Source organism: Rhodococcus sp. AH-ZY2 (assembly GCF_030916465.1).
Classification (GTDB): Bacteria; Actinomycetota; Actinomycetes; order Mycobacteriales; family Mycobacteriaceae; genus Rhodococcus; species Rhodococcus ruber.
On the sequence record NZ_CP126458.1, the window covers coordinates 3,669,097 to 3,684,713 of the forward strand.

The window sequence follows — 15,617 nt, forward strand, 5'->3', positions numbered from 1 at the left end:
CCGGTTCGAGTATGGCCCAGCCGACTGTGACAGGCGCGACGTCACGTCTCGAGTTCGGCCGGATGCAGATGCGGCTGCCAGTCGTAGACGACGCTGGTGCGCAGGAGGATGTCCTGCAGAGACCGACGGCGCCGGTCCACCGCCACCCACAACAACCCGAAGCCGAACATCACGCACAGCCAGGCTCGCACCGCGCAACGAATCCACCCGACGAGGTCGCCGTTGCGACTGACCACCCGTAGCCCCATCACCACCGCGCCGAGCGTTCGTCCCGTCGTCGCCCAGCACGCCGTCAGGTACACCACCGCGAGACCGACGAACACGGCGACGGACAGCAGGATCTGTGCGTCCGGGAGGGTGAATTCCTGCGGAGAGAACAGCAGCCGCGCGAACACCACGGCCAGGTAGACCCCTCCCATCATGGTGAGCACCACTCCGAGGTCGACGGCGGCTGCGATACCCCGCGTGACGATCCCGGCCGGCCGGTGCTGCTCCCCGCCGGTCACGCGGGTGCTTCCGGGGATTCCGGCACGCGTCCGAACAACCGCCCGACGAACCCGGACACCGCGTCGTCGGCGTGCATCCCTTGGTTCCGGACGCCGCGGACCGCCTCGGTGGACATGGACCCGGTCGACTCCCGGATGATGCTCGGCAGGTCGACCCCCTCGATCACCGAGTTCGCCAGGCCGACGAGGTCGACCCGCCCGATGATCGCGTCCACGTCGATCTTCGCCGCAAGTGCGTCCAGGTCCACGCGGTCGATGATCGCGTCCACGTCGATCTTCGCCGCGAGCGCGTCGAGATCCACCCGGTCGACGATCGCCGCCACGTCCACTCGTTCGGCGACCGCGTCGATGTCGACGCGGGCCAGGATCGGTGCGATCGCGACTCGTGCCGCGACGGCGTCGATGTCGACCCGATCGAGGATCCGTTCGATGTCGATCCCCTCGGCGAGCGTGTCGAGGTCCACGTGGTCCCGCACGACGGCGGTGATATCCACGACGTCCAGGGCCGCGTCCACGACCCTGCGCACCACGGTGTGCAGCACCCGGTCCGCGATCTCGTCCCCGGCGCGCAGGGTCTCGGCGCCGCGCGACTCGAGGGCGACGAGCGCCGGGTCCACACCCGGTAGCCGGCGTGCCGCGTCGACGCCGAACAGGAGCATGCGACGAATCCCGTCGCCCACGGTTGCCGCGGCACCCACCGCCACGCGCACCGGGTCGAGGGTGGACCTGCCGTTCATACCGATATCAAAGCCCTCCGGCGCCCGAAATGCACGTAGTTCACGATCGGCTGAGGGCCGCCGGCGTTCACGCGGATCGGTCCAGGCTCCGAGCGGTCCGGAGCGACGCCGGGGCGAATTCGACGGTGACGGACCGGGCGCCGGAGTACGCGAGGAGTGCCTGCACCGCCTCGGTGTACCGGCTCCGAGGGTCCGGGATCCGCCGGACGACATCCGGTACCGGAACAACGGGCGCCTCCGACACGGGCAACAGGATCTCCGCGTCGAGCCGGCTGCGGCTCCCCTCGATCAGCAACCCTTCGGCGACCACGCGGCGCACCGGCACATCGTGCCTCCGCCGGACGTCGCCCACCACCAGCGCCACGTACTCGTCGTCGTCCACGACGACGGTGATCAGACGCCCGCGCCGGGTCCCGACCGTCAGCGGCACGTCCGAGACGAACTCGGCGCCGCCCGCCGGCGTCCCGGGAACCGGGCATCTGTTGGTGTGCAGGATCATTCGTCTGCGGTTCCAGCTGAAGAACGGCTCGTCCACGACTCTCGTTCCTCCTTCGCGCTGTCGACGAGATGTGCTGTCTCCATCTTCGGCAGGAAGAGCGGTCGCGAACTGTCCCACATCCGGACAGGGGGTCGCACCGTGCGGCGGCAGGTTCGGTGACCCGCGGGGGCCTACTCGCCGGTGAAACCGAACAGGGTCAGTTTCCGGTACAGCGACGACCGGGAGATTCCCAGGGCGCGGGCGGCGTGCACCCGGTTGCCACCGGTTTCCCGCAGGACCTTGGCGATGAGATCCCGTTCGGCGGACTCGACCGCGTTGAGCTGGCGACGCGGACCGTGCCGGCACCATTCGGGTAGGTCCTCGACGGTGATGGCACCGGCAGGCCGGTGCGCGACGGCGCAGCGCAACGCCGCTTCGAGCTCGTGGATGTTACGCGGCCACGGATAGCGTGTCAGCACCCGCATGGCGTCGGGAGCGACGGTGCGGCTCTGCGATCCGGTGATCTTGCGGAGGACCTGGGCCGCGACTCCTGCGATGTCGTCGGTGCGGTGTCGCAGGGCGGGCACGTGCACCGTCCGGTCGAGGGCCGCGAGCAGCGGGGCGAGGGCCTCGGACGGCGGCTCCTCGGACTCCTCCATGGTGGCCACGACGAAGACGTGCTCGGCGACGGGTTCCGCCAGGGTCTCGGCCAGGGTGGCCGTGAGCGGGCCGGGCATCGCCTGGATGTTGCGCAGCACGTACAGGGTGGGGTTGGCGGAGGGCACCGTGAGTCCGGACAGATCGGTCTCGCTACCGTCCACGAGGATGCTCCGTCCCCCGGCGTACAGGGAATGGAAGATCTCGGACGCGAGAGAGGCCTTCCCCGTGCCCGGCTCGCCGGTGAGGAGTAGCTTCGCCCCGGCGGACAGGGCCTCCTCGATCTCGTCGCAGGCGCGCATCCACAGCGCGGAGGAACCGCTCGAGCGGAGACGATCCGTGCCGGCCGCGGCCAGACCGACCCGTCCGGAGTGCATGCGGTGCTCGCGAACGCGGTTCGGAACGGGCGGAAGCGGTGCCGCGGCCGCGGCCGCTTCGGAGACCTCGACGAGGTATCCGGCGGTGTCCTCGCCCGCCAGGATCCGGGTGGCCCGGACCCGGACGGACAGGCCGGTGCTCAGCTCGAGCAGTTCGTCGATTCGCGCGCGGTGCCCGATGACGTAGTCGACGTGCTCACCGACCCGGCGCTGGTCCTCCGGCGCGAGGAGGGTGTGGGCGAGCGGATTCGCGAGCGACATCGCGCTCCCGATCGCCATGAGGGCCGCGCCGCCGCGGGCGTCGGCGCGCACGAACGCGTCGAACAGCGCGTGCTGGCGGGCGCTGCGGTCGCGGAACAGATTCTGTTCGATCTCCGCTGCCGCGGTCCGCACGACGGTCGTCAGCAGCGGCGACGAATGCTCGGTGAGGCAGCTGATGTCGATGACGCCGGCGACCCGTCCGCTGAACGGGTCCCGGATCGGCGCGCCGGAGCAGGCGAACGGCTGGAACCGTTCGTGGAAGTGCTCGGCGCCCTCGATCTGCACGGCACGCCCGGATTCGAGCACCGTGCCGACACCGTTCGTGCCGATCTGGCCCTCGTTGTAGTCGAAGCCCGGTGCGAGCGAGACGTGGTCGAGCAGCCGTCCGATGGCCCGGGCACCGTCGAGTCGCATCAGCACCTGCGCCTTGGCGTCGGTCAGGGCGATGCTCACCGGGACGTCGACGGTCTCCTCCGCGAGCCGGTCCAGAACCGGCAGCGAGCACTGGACCAGGCGGGAGGTCCGGTCGACCTCACCCGCAAACCGGACCTCCCCACCGGACGGTCGCACGCCCGCCGCGGCGGAGCGTCGCCACGACGCCGACACGACGGAGGAGACCAGCGAATCGTCCGGTTCGCCGGAGTCGAGGAATCCGGCCCGGGCCACCGCCACCCGCAGCCGTCGGTCCGCGCTCTTCACCGGCCGCCCCGCCCCGGTGTGGTCGTGATGCATGTCACGCCTCCAGGGTAGCGTCCGCCCTCCGGCCGGTGCCGCTCCCTGCGGCACCGGCGTGCAGGTCGTCCACGATCAGGCACCGGGAACGTCGAGTGCGGCCAGCCGGGCGAGCACCGTCTCCGGGACCGCGTCCGCCGGCAGGTGCGCGAGCCGGAAAACGCCGTGCGCGTCCGGGACTGCGGCGTCCTCGGCGAGCCAGTAGTCGGAGCCGAGGACGTCACCCTCGTGCTCGCCGATCGAGACGGTGTCCTCGCCGCGCAGTCCGATCTCCCACCGGTAGTGCGCGGCCACGTTCGTCACGGGCACGTACGACTGCGGATCGACCGGCGGCAACGCGGCGGCGTCCGCCGCGATCCGCTCGTCGAGCAGGACCGCTGCGACCGGCACCTCGGCGAATCCGCGCAGCCAGTCCGCGACGTACATGGCCGCGGCCTCGACACGGTCCGCGTCCAGGTCCGCGACGTCTCCGGGGTGGGTCGCCGCCAGCCAGGCCCGCGGTGAGGGGATCTGCAGCACCAGCGGCAACCGGGTGGTGCCGGCCACCGTGGCGGCGAGCGTCGTCACGGCGCGGGTGGTCGCGGCGTCCGCGAGCAGCGCCCGCAACGCGTACCCGGTCCGGGACCGGGCGGCCATCGCCTCGCCCAGCCGCGGGTCGTCCGCCGCGAGGCGGTAGAACTCGCCGAGATCGAGCAGTGTGACGTCCGGCCGCAGCAGCCCGTGCGCCTGGTTGAGGAAGTTCGACAGCGCGGTGGGATCGGTCCACGGCACGGGGTTGCCGCGGAGCAGGACCCGGCGGCTGTAGTCGAGATGGTCGACGACGAGGGGGACCCGGCGCCCGGAGACCGGCGCGTCGAGAATGGCGGGAAACGAGATGGTCATGATCGTGACTCCAGGGAATGGGTGCCCGCACGGTGAGGGGAGCACACGTGCGGGCACCCGGTTCGGGGTGGATCCGGTGGCCGGAGCGGGCCGGACCGGCTTCAGGACTTGCGGTGGACGATCTCGCCGTGCTTCAACTCGAGTTCCTTCACCCGGGCCGCGAGTTCGGCGATCTTCAGCTCCCGGCGGTCGGGCATCATGATGATCGGCATCCGGTCGATCGTCGTGGTGACCCGCTCGGCCCCGTGGACGGTGAAGTGCGTGGCGGTCAGTTCCTCGGTGTCGCCCCAGGATCCGTAGTACAGCAGATCCGCCGGCGGTTCGGGCGTCACGAACTTCTCGACGAACTCGCCGTAGGGCACGCCGCGGGAGAGCCGGTCGCGCCGCATCGAGGCACGCAGCGCCTCCGTGGCGTCGACGTCCACGACGAAGGTGTCCGGCGCGTACACGACGCCGTAGATGTCGTGCGCCACCTTCGCGGAGATCCGGTCGATCTCGAGATCGGCGACCACGTCCTCCGGGGCGCGTTCGAGCGGATCTCCGTAGCCTCCGCCCGTGCCCTGCGAAATCATGTACAGCTCACCGTCCTTGGCGACGTCGAACTGCAGACCCATGTGGCTGGTGCTGTACTCGGCGCCCTCGAAGGGCTGTTCGTTCATCACCTTCTCGATGGACAGGTCGAACCGTTCCGGGTTGCGGCGCAGTTCGTCGTAGACGTTGACGCCCTTGACCGTCGCGAGCGGGTAGGTGTTGCAGCCGTACCCGCCGAACTGCCCGCTGACGGAGGAGAACTTCGCGCCGGAGGTCACCGTCATGAAGCCCCACAGCGGGGTGCCCTCGGCCGCGACGATCATCTCGTAGCCCATGCCGCCGCGGTACTTGCCGAATCCCTGGTTGTCGCGGACGATCCGCTTGCTCACCAGCTGCATGAAGGGCACCTCCTCCTCCATGACCTCCTGCTCGGCCGTGTCGGCCATCGCGCAGAAGAGCGGGGAGACCGCGTCCTCGCCGTCGCGGAACGCCTTGGCGCCGCCGCCCATTCCGTTCAGGTCGGCGCACAGGTTGCCGACCTGGTCGCCGTGCTGGGTGACCCCACCCCACAGGAAGGTGTTGATCTGGTTGAACCAGGGCGCGATGACGTTGGAGAACTTCTCCGGGTTGGAGAACTGCAACTTGGCCCAGGGGTTCTGGAGCGCCGAGAAGCCGCGGAAGGAGGCCTGCAGCGACTGCCCCATGGGGGCGTCGTAGCCGGCGTCGGACCACGTGTGCTCGTCGGAGATGATCTCGATGGGGCTCATCGCGGAGGTGCAGCGCGGCAGGTCCGGCCACCAGAACGCGAGGATGGCCTGCATCATCATCGACTTGACCGAGCACAGCGGCGAATTGATGGCCCGGTTCAGGATCTCCGGTCCGCTGCCGCGCAGGTCGATGGTCATCTTGTCGCCCTTCACCGTGATGGAGCAGGCGAGCTTGATGAGGATGTTCTCCTTGAGGGTGGAGTCCATGAACTGGTTGAACCGGACCGTGCCGTCGGGCAGTTCCCGGATGCGCCGGCGCACCTCGGCTTCGACGTCCTCGACGGTGATCCGCAGCGCCGCGACGAACGTCTCCACGCCGACCTCGTCGATGATCTTGTCGACGCGTTCCTGGATGCGCTGGACCGCACCGATCTTCACCTTCAGGTCCGCCAGCTGGAGCTTCGGGTCGCGGACCGAGTGCTGCAGGAAGGTGAGCAGGTCGCGGCGCAACTCGCCGCGCTCGACGATCTTGAACGGGCTCATCCGCAGCCCGTCGTCGAACGGGGTCTCCGAACCGGAGGGCATGCCGCCCGGTTCGCAGGCGCCGTTCTCGCCCTCGTGGATCGTGGCGGCCACCCAGGCGATGATGCGGTCGTCCCGGATGATCGGCATGATCATCGACTGGTCGGTGTTGTGGACGTTGCCGAAGCGGGCGTCGTTGTGGATGAACCCGTCGCCGGGGTGGATTCCGACGGTCGGCTCGTCCTTCCAGTACTTCATGATGTACCGGATCGGGTGGTGCAGGATCGCGGAGAACGCGATCACGCCGTGGCAGGACAGGTAGGTGACGTCCCCGGCCGCGGTGTAGATGGCCGTGGTGAGGTCGCCCCACTTGGCGCCCGGTGCCGCGCCCATCGCCTCGCACATCTCGAAGCCCTCGTCGAGGGCGCCGGCGAGGCGCTTGCGGATGCGGTCCACCTGCAGGGGGTCGACACCGTCGGCGAGGCATTGCTGTTCGAACTCGCTGCGGGAGGTGATGTGGTGCGAACGCATGATGTCGCGATCCGGGCCGAGGAACAGCGTCGTCTCGTCCATGAAGTCGTCGACCCACTGCTGTTCCTGCTCGTTCAGCGATGCCGTCAGGCGCTGCTCCGCAGCGGTTGCGAGGTCGTCGTGAAGTGCGGTCATGGCTGTGTCTCCTGTGCTTTCTGCGCTAGTCCTTGAGGAACCAGACGGCGCCCTGCGGTGAGGGTTCGAGGCGCCAGCCCGGCTCGACGAGGTAGGTCGTGTTCTCGGTGGTGACGATCGCCGGACCGGGAATCACGTGGTGGTGACTCAGCGCGTCGGCGTCGTAGATCGCGGTGGTGATCGCCCGGGGATGCGCGACGAAGTGGACGTCGCGGTGCCCGACCGGGGCCGGCAGTGTCCGTTTCCCGTCGTGGTGCAGGGAATCGAACTCGACGGTCTCACCGTTGACGTAGGACGCGACGCGAATGGTCTGGACGCGGATGCCGGCCTCGGGTGCGGCCGACCCCTCGCCGTAGCGCTTGGAGTAGATGTCGGAGAACGTGCGGATCAGGTGGAGCACGTCGCCGACCCCGTGGATCCGGTTGATGTCGAACGCCACCGCGGTCGTCACGAGCTGGTTGCCGTAGCGCAGGTCCATCTCGAGGCGGTGCTCGATCGCGCCGTCGCCGACGCCCTGACGGCGCAGGTCCTCCGCGCCCCGGGCCTCGAGCGCGGCGACGATCTCGTTGAACTCGTCGTAGCTGTCGTAGAGCCCGCGGGTGGTGGCGTTGTAGAGCACCACGTGGACGCCGCGTTCGTGGATGTGCAGTTGCTTCATGTTGCCGGCACCGCACGCGGAGAACACGGAGGAGAACGGCGGGGCGAGGATCTTGCGGATGCCGGCCTGGTCGGCGATCCCGCACGCGTGCAGCGGGCCGTTGCCGCCGTAGGCGAGCATCGTGAAGTCCTCCGGCAGGTAGCCGCGCACCCGCAGCTCCTTGGCGATGCCGATCGCCATCTGCTCGTCGACCGATCGCTTGATGACCTTGGCGACGTCGATGACGTCGAGGTCGAGCTCGTCGCACAGCTGTTCCTCGACGGCGAACACCGCGCGCTTGCGGTTGAGCTTGATGAAACCGTTGGCGTAGTTGTCCGGGTCCAGGTAGCCGAGCAGCAGGTCGGCGTCGGTCACCGTGGGGCGCAGCCCGCCGCGGTCGTAGCAGGCCGGACCGGGGTCCGAGCCGGCGGACTCGGGCCCGAGCCGGACCGAGTGGTGGATCCGGTCGTAGCTCGCGATGGATCCGCCTCCGGCACCGAGGGTTTCGAGGTGGATCATCGGGACCGAGACCAGCCAGCGGTCGATCGTGGGCTGGAAGTCGTAGTGCTTGACGCCGCCCGCCGGCACCAGGCCGATGTCGAAGGACGTGCCACCCATGTCGGTGGTGATGATGTTGCCGATCCCCGAGGACTCCGACAGATGCTCGGCGGCGCTGACACCCGCGACGGGACCCGAGTGGATGGTCTGCAGGGCATCGGTCGAGTTCATCTGGGCCATGCCACCGGAGTTGTGGATGATGAGCATCGGCTTGTCGTAGCCCGAGTCCCGCAGGTTGTTCGCGAGCTGGCTCATGGCGTGGAACATGATGCCGTGCAGGAAGCCGTCGACGATGGTGGACGTCGCGCGGACGTACTCGCCCTTGCGTCCGGAAACCTGGTGGCCGAGCAGGACCGGGATCGCGCCGAGCTGATGCTCCGGGTACTCCTCCTGGATGATCTCCATGATCCGCAGCTCGTGGGTGGGATTCTCGGTGGCGTTCACCAGCGACACCACGAGCGCCTGCGCGCCGGCGTCGACGAGCTCGCGCACCATCTCGCGCACGTTCCGCTCGACGAGCGGGACGACGATCTCGCCGGCCGAGTTGACCCGCTCCTGGACCGACCGGATCAGGCTGCGGTGGACCAGCGGGTCGGGGCGCTCCGCGGCCGGAAGGTTCTGCTGCATCGACGGATCGAGGCCCTCACCGTAGCCCCGTCCGCGGGAGAGCGGGATGGTGTCCTCGAAGCCGTGGGTGACGATGGCACCGACGCGCGGACCCTTGCGTTCGATGAGGGCGTTGGTGCCGAGTGTGGTGGCGTAGCGGACCGAATCCACCTGGGACAGCACGTCGTCCCGGTCCAGCTCGGCGCGACGGCAGGCGAGGTCGAGGGCCTCGTTGAAACCCTGGGCCAGGTTGTGGTGAGTGGTGAGGGCCTTGGCCTCGACGTACTTGTCGTCCCAGGCGAAGAAGCAGTCGGTGAAGGTGCCGCCGATGTCGACGGAGATTCGTTTCATGGTGACGGGGTTCCTTGCGGGTCGCGGTGACTAGTGGTGGTTGTGGCGCCGGCCTTCGAACTCGCCCTCGGCGTCCTGGCCGGGGCCGTACGTGACGACCTGTCCGGGATCGGTGCCGCGTTCGAGCCACTGGGCGCGCAAGGCGTCGACGTCCCATTCCATGTCGACGGTCGGGGGGTGTCCGGGCGGGATGTACTCGGTCTCGATCTGGGTGCCGCAGCCGGGGCAGTAGTACTCGAGGATGCGGCAGTAGTTCGGATCCGGCGAGAACGTGAACTCGTAGCGGTCGGGATCGATGATGGGCTGGTGGATCTCGCGCGGGTCGCGGTCGTAGACCAGGGTGCCTTCCTTGTAGTTCCCGCGGGCGCTGCCGAGTTCGTGCCGGCACACCCGGCACACCCACAGTTCGCTGTCGAGGTCGATGACCAGGTATTCGGTCATGGGGATCTGCATGTCGTGCGTCCTTCGAACGAGCCTGCGGTCGAACAGGCTTCGGGATCTGTCGGTCAGTGGGTGTCGGTGAGCAGCAGGTCGCCGCCGGCGGTGACCTCGAACTTCCAGCCCTCCTGCACCCGGGCGGTGAAGAAGGGGCCTTCGACGATGGCCGGGCCCTCGGCGGTGGCGCCGGGCTCCTGGTCGGCCAGCGTGAACACCGGCACCGGCTGCCGGCCGGCGGCTCCGAGCACGGTGCGCTCGCCGGCCGCGCGGGGGGCGCGGGCCTCGGCGAAGGAGCCGTGCGGGAGCTCGATCCGGTTCATCCGGCGGGTGGCGACCAGGGTCAGTGCGGTGGACGCGCCGGGCAGCAGCTCGACGCACTCCCCGGGCTCGTACGGCGTCTCGTCGACCGTGGCGCCGTGCGCATCCTCGGTGGTCAGCGTCCAGGACAGCTCGCAGTCGGTGAGGGCGTGCCCTTCCTGGAACATGTCCCGCTCGGCCTTGGCCAGGAGGTCGGTCACGGCCGCGGCGAGGGTCGTCTCGGTCGTGTCCGCGACGTCGGCCTCGTAGCTCTGCCCGATGTCGGAGAACCCGATGCCGAAGGCGGAGAACACCGCGGCGAGCTTGGGGACGAGCACGCTGCGCACGCCCGCGACCCGTGCCGCGCCGCAGGCACTCATCGGGCCGGCGCCGCCGAACGCGGCGATGGTGGTCTCGTCGGCGTCGGACACCGCGGGGGCGACGGCGTTGCCCATCGCGGTGAAGTACGCCTGTTCCATCGCCAGCAGGGCCTCGTCGAGGGTGAGTCCGAGCGGTTCGGCGACGGTGGCGGTGACGACGGCGCGGGCCCGGTCCGCGTCGAGCGTGAAGTCGCCGTCGAGGTAGGTGGCCGGATCGAGCACGCCGAGGAGGAGATTGACGTCGGTGATGGTCGCGGACGTGCCGCCGAAGCCGAAGCAGGCCGGTCCGGGTGCCGCACCGACGCTTTCCGGTCCGACGGTGATCGCCCCGTCGGTGACGGTGATGACGGAGCTGCCGCCGATGCCGGCCGACTCGACGTTCGACATCGGGAAGGAGGTCGGGATGCCGGCGATGGTGCCGCGGCGGTCGGTGAGGATCTCGCGTCCGGCGACCGTGCCGATGTCGGTCGTGGTGCCGCCGACGTCGATCATGAGAACGTGCTTGAGCCCGTAGATCTCGGCGAGCGCCCGGGTGCCCTCGAGTCCGCCGCGCGGGCCGGACGAGTACGTCTTGAGGGCCACGGACTTCGCGACGCGCGAGGAGGCGCCGTCGTTGCGGTAGATCAGCAGCGGGTTCTTCACGCGGTGGTCGCGCAGCCGGTGCTCGGCGTTGTAGAGGAACCGTTCCATGGTCGGGTGCAGGAACGTGTTGATCACGGCCGACCAGACCCGCCGGGCCGGCGTGCGGTCGGTGGTGAAGTCCCACGAGTACAGGAACGGAACCGACCCGAGCAGGTGGCGCGGGAACTTGCGGAGCAGGATGCCGCGCAGCGTCCGTTCACGTCCGTCGTCGGTGTTCCCGACGGCGACGACGATGCGGGCGGCGCCGTCGGTGGTCAGACGGTTGACCCGGGCGACCAGTTCGCCTTCGAGGTCCGCCGCGTCGGTGTCGACGACGGCGACGCGGGTGCCGACGAGGTCGTCGAACAGCGCCCGCTGCTCGGGGGTGCGGCGCAGTTCGTCGACGAGGGTGGCCGAGTCCGTGACGATGCCGATGCGGGGACCTTTGCGCTCGACGAGCGCGTTCGTCCCCTGCGTGGTCGAGTAGCGGATGTGCGCCGTGGAGTGCAGCAGGGTGGGCAGGTCCTCGGCGCCGTAGATCTCCTTCGACACCTTCGTCAGTCCGTCGAACAGGCACTGCGACAGATCGAACGGTGTGGTGAGGGTCTTGGTGAAGCTGAATTCGTGGCCGTCCCAGGCGCAGATGTCGGTGAGCGTGCCACCGTTGTCGATGTTGATGAGTCTGTCCATCGGGTGTCCCCCGTTCGGGTTGCGTGTTGCGGTTCGAATGGGGAAAGCCTGGGCCCGGCCGGCGGGTGTGAAGTGTGCCACTTCCGGACACCGGCTATGACGTGGCTCATCTTCCGGCTCGAGGCGGCCTCTACCTGCGGGTTCGGCGCGGCACGGCACCGGGACGTCCGGCCGCCCGGTTGCGGGACGGCTCCCGCCGACGAGCGGTGTCCCGAAATGGGACGGTGCGCAGCCGGGTAGAGGTTTCCGGCGCGGCGGTCGGCCGCTCCGCGTCGGCGGCTACGAAAGCTCCCTCCGGACACCGGATTCGGACAGGCGTGCCGAGCAGGGGTGGCGGCGACCGTTCACCTCGGCGGCTGACGTAAGGTCGGCTCGGTGACACCGCTGGAACTGTTCGTCGTCGCCCTGGCCGGGTTGGGCGCCGGCGCGATCAACGCGCTGGTCGGCTCCGGGACCCTCATCACCTTCCCGACCCTCGTCGCTTTCGGGCTGCCGCCGGTGACCGCCACGATGTCCAACGCCGTCGGGCTCGTCGCGGGTGGGGTGTCGGGCACGTGGGGGTACCGGCGCGAGCTGCGCGGGCAGTGGCCGCGGCTGCGATGGCAGATCCCCGCCTCCGTCTCCGGCGCGGTCCTCGGGTCGTGGCTGCTGCTGAACCTGCCCGAATCGGCCTTCGAGACGATCGTGCCCGTTCTGCTCGTGCTGGCGCTGCTCCTGGTCGTGTTCCAGCCGAAACTGCAGCAGTGGGTGCTGCGACGCTCCAGCGGCCCGGCCGAGCAGATCGGGCCGGCGCGCATGACGGCGCTGGTCGTCGGCACCTTCGCCGTGGGCGTGTACGGCGGCTACTTCACGGCGGCGCAGGGCATCCTGCTGATGGGTCTGTTCGGGGCGCTGCTGCACGACCACATCCAGCGGCAGAACGCCGCGAAGAACCTGCTCTCGCTGTTGGTCAACGTGGTGGCTGCCGTCGCCTACACTCTCGTTGCGTTCGACCGGATCGACTGGACGGCGGCGGCGCTGATCGCCGTGGGCTCGCTGATCGGCGGCGCCCTCGGCTCCCGGTACGGCCGCCGGCTCTCGCCCACGGCACTGCGGGCCGTCATCGTCGTGGTCGGCTCGATCGGGTTGTACCGGCTGCTGGCGTGAGCGGTCGGTGACACACTCGAACGGTGAACGACGAACCCGTACCCGCGCCGGTCTGGAACTACCTCATGGACATGGACGGCGTCCTGGTGCACGAGGAACACCTGATACCCGGCGCCGACGCGTTCCTGACCGAACTGCGGGAGAACGGCACACCGTTCATGGTGCTCACCAACAACTCGATCCGCACTCCGCGGGATCTGCGCGCCCGGCTGCTACGCACCGGCCTCGACATCCCGGAGAAGGCGATCTGGACGTCGGCGCTGGCGACCGCGACGTTCCTGGCGAATCAGCGACCCGGCGGCAGCGCGTACGTGGTGGGCGAATCGGGACTGACCACGGCTCTGCACGACATCGGCTACGTCCTGACCGACAACGACCCGGACTACGTCGTCCTCGGGGAGACCCGCACCTACTCGTTCGAGGCGATCACCACCGCGATCCGGCTCGTCGAGCGCGGCGCCCGGTTCATCGCCACCAATCCGGATCCGACCGGACCGTCGCGTGAGGGTTCGCTCCCCGCCACCGGGGCCGTCGCGGCGCTGATCACCCGCGCGACGGGCCGCGAACCGTACTTCGTGGGCAAACCGAATGCCCTGATGATGCGGTCCGCGCTGCGCGCGATCGGTGCGCACTCGGAGCACACGCTCATGATCGGCGACCGGATGGACACCGACATCGTCTGCGGCCTCGAGGCGGGTCTGCAGACGCTGCTGGTGCTGACCGGCATCTCGACCCGCGAGTCCGTGGAGATGTTCCCCTACCGGCCCACCCGCGTCATCGAATCCGTCGCGGAACTGGTGGGGCGCACGGCGAATCCGTTCTGACCGGAGCGAGCGGTTCCGGCGGCGAGAGGGAGGTTCCCGCGCATGCCACTCGGGCGATGCCGCGACAACCTCCCTCTCGCTGTTCACCCCACAGCGCCACTGCCCGGCCCCCACCGGACCGGGCAGCGACGACGCCCCGCCGACGAGAGGATGAGGTTCTCGTCGGCGGGGCTGCTCACCTCTGGAAGGCGCCTCGATCAGCCGATGCTGAAGGGCTGGCCCCAGAGGGTGACCTGCTGGACGCTGGTCGCGGTCTCGACGGTGGCCTTGACGTAGCTGCGGGCCTGGGCGTAGCCGGCGCAACCACCGATGGCGATCGTCGAATCCTGCCAGGTCACACTGCCCTGCGGGCCGGAGATCTGGTTGAACCCGTAGTGGGCTTCCTCGTCGAAGGCGTTGGCGAGAGTGCGGTCGATGATCTTGAAGTCCATCGCCTGGCCGGGGCCGAGGGTGACGGTCCCGTTGCCGTTCGCGGACGGGGTGATCGAACCGTTCTCACCGGCGTAGCTCGCCTTGACGCCGGCACCGACGCCGGCGGTGCCGCCGAGGTTGAGCTGGCAGGCGACGATGTAGCCGGGCTGCAGCTTGGTCTTGGCCGCGGCCGCCCCCGGCCCGTCGAGCTGCACGCTCGCCTGACCCGAGACCCACACGTTGCGGTGCAGCGCGGTGGCGCCCATCGACGGGGAGATGTTGGCGGTCTCCCGGTCGAGCCGGACGGTCACCGAGGTTCCGTCGGGGAGCGTCTGCGTCATGTTCCCGGCGGGCAGTTCGACGAAGGTGTCGGCGTTGGCCGCACCGGCGGAGGCGAATCCGATGGCGACGGCGACGGTGGCGCCGATGCCGGCCGCCTTGAGACCACGGCGCAGGCCGTTGGCGATGCTGGTCTTCATGTTCTCTCTCTCGAGGTTTCGATGCTCGCGTGAGCGAAGAGTCGGGTGGAGGGCGGCGACAGAATCAGCCGATGCTGAACGGCTGGCCGTACAGGGTGGTCTTCGAGTAGTTCGCACCCGTGATCTCCAGGACCGTGTACGAGCGTGCCTGCGCGAAGCCGCCGCAGCCCTGGACCTCGATCTGCGCGTCCTGGTACTGGATGGTGTACGTGCCGTTCGCCGGGATGGCCTTGCTGTCCAGCCGCGCGAACTTCACCTGACCGGCCGCGATCGGAACGCTGATGGATGCCGAGAGGCTGCCGCCGCCGGCCGAGGGACCGACGTCGATACCGCCGCCGAAGCTGCCCTTCAGGCCGGCGATGTCCATCTGGCAACCCACGATGTAACCGGTGGTCAGACGGGGTACACCGTCGGTGGAGGTGCCGCCCGTACCCTGCGTGCCGGTCAGATCGTTCATGTTGATGCCACCGTTGGTGGGCCCCTGCTTCGCGTCGGCCGGAACATTCTTCGCCTCGGCCGTCACCGTGCCGGACACCCAGGCCACGCGACCCGCCCCGTTCGCCGCGAGCGAGGGCGAGATCAGAGCGCTCTCGGCAACTCTCGTGATGCGGTTTCCGTCGGGAGCGACGATCTCGCCGTCGGGCAGCGGCACGAAGGTGTCGGCGTTCGCCGCACCCGCGGACAGGAAGCCCAGGGCGACGGCGGCCGCTGCTGCGACACCACCGATGCGTGCGCCGCGGCGGAGGCCGGACGTGTGCTTGTTGCTCAATTCATTCCCCTACTCAGGTGTGCGGTTACCCGGGCGCCCCCGGGCACGGCTGATCACGGCCGCGGGCAGCCGCCGCGGTCGATTCGGATGTGCATTCTGGCCAGGTCGGGGCGAGATACCGGTCGGTTTCTCGCACAAGCGGATTCAGGTGTCGTTGGTGTACTGCCCCGAGGGGCACTGTGGACCGACACCCCCGCTCGGACCCCAGTTCGTTTCGGAACGATAACACGCCCGGTGCAAAGGGTCACTAAACAGTTACGCCTGTGTTCCAGATCACATCTGAGCACAGCCGTGCGCGACAGAGGGGTTATCTGTGACTGGGAATCCTACTTGCGCAGAACGCAGTTCGATGAT

Annotated in this window: 13 protein-coding genes; 2 read left to right on the top strand and 11 right to left on the bottom strand. The window is 69.2% G+C overall.

What is annotated here, in order from left to right:
- Positions 1-41 precede the first annotated feature (41 nt).
- From QNA09_RS17795 to QNA09_RS17835, 9 genes are all read right to left on the bottom strand, one after another.
- A complete protein-coding gene (locus QNA09_RS17795) occupies positions 42-506 on the bottom strand; it encodes an RDD family protein (protein WP_268965943.1) in 465 nt (154 codons plus the stop codon).
- Positions 503-1,243 carry a hypothetical protein gene (locus QNA09_RS17800; protein WP_308071985.1) on the bottom strand — a complete coding sequence of 247 codons (741 nt, stop codon included), beginning with the start codon at positions 1,241-1,243 and terminating at the stop codon, positions 503-505. The genes QNA09_RS17795 and QNA09_RS17800 overlap by 4 nt, the downstream gene beginning before the upstream one ends.
- Before the next feature lie 67 nt (positions 1,244-1,310).
- On the bottom strand, positions 1,311-1,778 hold the full coding sequence (locus tag QNA09_RS17805) for a hypothetical protein (protein WP_308071986.1): 468 nt from the start codon (positions 1,776-1,778) through the stop codon (positions 1,311-1,313).
- Between the two features lie 134 nt (positions 1,779-1,912).
- A complete protein-coding gene (locus tag QNA09_RS17810) occupies positions 1,913-3,748 on the bottom strand; it encodes a helix-turn-helix domain-containing protein (protein WP_308071987.1) in 1,836 nt (611 codons plus the stop codon).
- Positions 3,749-3,823: 75 nt separating this feature from the next.
- Positions 3,824-4,630, bottom strand: coding sequence for a hypothetical protein (locus QNA09_RS17815; RefSeq protein ID WP_308071988.1), 807 nt, complete (start codon positions 4,628-4,630; stop codon positions 3,824-3,826).
- Positions 4,631-4,731: 101 nt separating this feature from the next.
- Positions 4,732-7,056 carry a hydantoinase B/oxoprolinase family protein gene (locus QNA09_RS17820; protein ID WP_308071989.1) on the bottom strand — a complete coding sequence of 775 codons (2,325 nt, stop codon included), beginning with the start codon at positions 7,054-7,056 and terminating at the stop codon, positions 4,732-4,734.
- A 25-nt stretch (positions 7,057-7,081) separates the two neighbouring features.
- Positions 7,082-9,208 (bottom strand): hydantoinase/oxoprolinase family protein, encoded by a 2,127-nt coding sequence (locus QNA09_RS17825; RefSeq protein ID WP_059174701.1) that lies wholly within the window; start codon positions 9,206-9,208, stop codon positions 7,082-7,084.
- A gap of 30 nt (positions 9,209-9,238) precedes the next feature.
- Complete coding sequence (locus tag QNA09_RS17830) at positions 9,239-9,661, bottom strand: acetone carboxylase subunit gamma (RefSeq protein ID WP_017681267.1); 423 nt, start codon at positions 9,659-9,661, stop codon at positions 9,239-9,241.
- 53 nt (positions 9,662-9,714) lie between these two features.
- Entirely contained in the window at positions 9,715-11,634 is a 1,920-nt protein-coding gene (locus QNA09_RS17835) for a hydantoinase/oxoprolinase family protein (RefSeq protein WP_017681266.1), read from the bottom strand.
- A 375-nt stretch (positions 11,635-12,009) separates the two neighbouring features.
- Between QNA09_RS17835 and QNA09_RS17840 the strand changes: the two genes are divergently transcribed.
- Both QNA09_RS17840 and QNA09_RS17845 read left to right on the top strand, forming a co-directional pair.
- Positions 12,010-12,780, top strand: coding sequence for a sulfite exporter TauE/SafE family protein (locus tag QNA09_RS17840; RefSeq protein WP_119699974.1), 771 nt, complete (start codon positions 12,010-12,012; stop codon positions 12,778-12,780).
- 65 nt (positions 12,781-12,845) lie between these two features.
- Complete coding sequence (locus QNA09_RS17845) at positions 12,846-13,604, top strand: HAD-IIA family hydrolase (RefSeq protein WP_051009369.1); 759 nt, start codon at positions 12,846-12,848, stop codon at positions 13,602-13,604.
- A gap of 197 nt (positions 13,605-13,801) precedes the next feature.
- Here QNA09_RS17845 and QNA09_RS17850 read toward each other — a convergent pair whose 3' ends face one another.
- Both QNA09_RS17850 and QNA09_RS17855 read right to left on the bottom strand, forming a co-directional pair.
- Positions 13,802-14,494 carry an MspA family porin gene (locus QNA09_RS17850; RefSeq protein ID WP_064065809.1) on the bottom strand — a complete coding sequence of 231 codons (693 nt, stop codon included), beginning with the start codon at positions 14,492-14,494 and terminating at the stop codon, positions 13,802-13,804.
- Positions 14,495-14,558: 64 nt separating this feature from the next.
- Entirely contained in the window at positions 14,559-15,263 is a 705-nt protein-coding gene (locus QNA09_RS17855) for an MspA family porin (protein WP_064065808.1), read from the bottom strand.
- Positions 15,264-15,617 lie beyond the last annotated feature (354 nt).